Annotated in this window: 1 protein-coding gene and 2 pseudogenes; 1 reads left to right on the plus strand and 2 read right to left on the minus strand. The window is 34.6% G+C overall.

Going from position 1 to position 1,203, the window contains the following annotated elements; translation table 11 throughout:
* Together VXQ92_RS19340 and VXQ92_RS19345 are read right to left on the minus strand one after the other, a co-directional pair.
* Nucleotides 1-211: pseudogene (locus VXQ92_RS19340) on the minus strand (copper resistance protein NlpE); the annotation flags it as partial.
* Between the two features lie 202 nt (nucleotides 212-413).
* Nucleotides 414-737 (minus strand): annotated as a pseudogene (locus tag VXQ92_RS19345) (hypothetical protein).
* A gap of 194 nt (nucleotides 738-931) precedes the next feature.
* Between VXQ92_RS19345 and VXQ92_RS19350 the strand changes: the two are divergent.
* Nucleotides 932-1,203: urease accessory protein UreD (locus VXQ92_RS19350; RefSeq protein WP_416682891.1), on the plus strand; the 272-nt coding region annotated here is incomplete at its 3' end.

A 1,203-nucleotide genomic window follows, 5' to 3' on the forward strand; every position in this document is an offset into this window, starting at 1 on the left:
AGTCTGCGCAAGGAAGCGTACCTTTATATTTGCCATCCCAATCTAAAGAATTCTCGGCTGTATGTGCTGTATCTACCGCTTCATTATTATGTGATTGAGTAGTTTGTACAGGAGTAGATGCATCAGAGGTTGTTTCTGTTTTATTTTCATGTTTATTACATGCGACAAGAAGAGTACTCATAAGTGCAATTGCTAATAATGATTTTTTCATAATGAATAAAACCTCAAAAATATAAATATAAAGTACTGACAGGCTAGGAAAAAAGAATCGAAAATAAAAGCTCTAGTATGTAGCTTAATTTTAACAAAAGGTAAAGTGAGTAAAAATTGCACAGATTGGGGCTATGTTTTTTATATTTTAGTTGAGAATTAAAAGTATCCACTAAAGTGATTTAATGGATACTTTTAAAAATTTATGGTTGGGCAGAAACCCCACCTAAAGAATCGCAAGCTGCTTTATAAAGTTGGTATTGCTGTTCTACGACTTCATCTAAGGGCATCGCGAATAATTCTTCACCATTTTTATAGCTTTCTACATAAGAGGTCGCTTTTTCCTTACTCACCGCTCAAGATTGCTGGTAATAAGAATTGATTGAACTTGTAGAAATTTCACTTGTTTCAATATTTTTACATTGAAAGTTATTTAAAACTTTTTCTGCACGTTTGACCTCACTTGATTGGCCAAAAATACACCCAGTTAAAAATACAAACGGTACTAACACGAAAAAGATTTTCATGGGAAAAATTTATAAGAGCGAGGATGGGCGCTATTGTATAAATAATTCCATGCTTTACTGTGGTTTTATGTTAGACATTGATGTTTTTTTGACTCATTAAAATAAAAAAATTGTTTCTAAGTTTGTAATAACCACTTTTTGCTTTTGGTGCATATTTTGCTTATCAAAAAAGCCATTATCAAAAATGAGCCAAAATGAATCGAATTCAACAAACTTTTCAGACTTCTTCAGCACCATTTTGGTATGCCCAGTTAGAACTGGGGTTTTGTCATGAAAACTCTCGCACCATAATGAGTCACAGAAAACATTATGGCCCCGTTCGGGTGCAAAAAATGCTCTGGCCCGAAAAAACTGGGGTTTGTCATGCCATTATTGTTCATCCACCGGCTGGAATTGCAGGTGGTGATCATCTTACTTTTCAAATTGAAACAGAAGGGCAGGCACATGCTGTAATTACCACACCGGG

The sequence above is a fragment of the Acinetobacter sp. 228 genome (genome assembly GCF_048147885.1).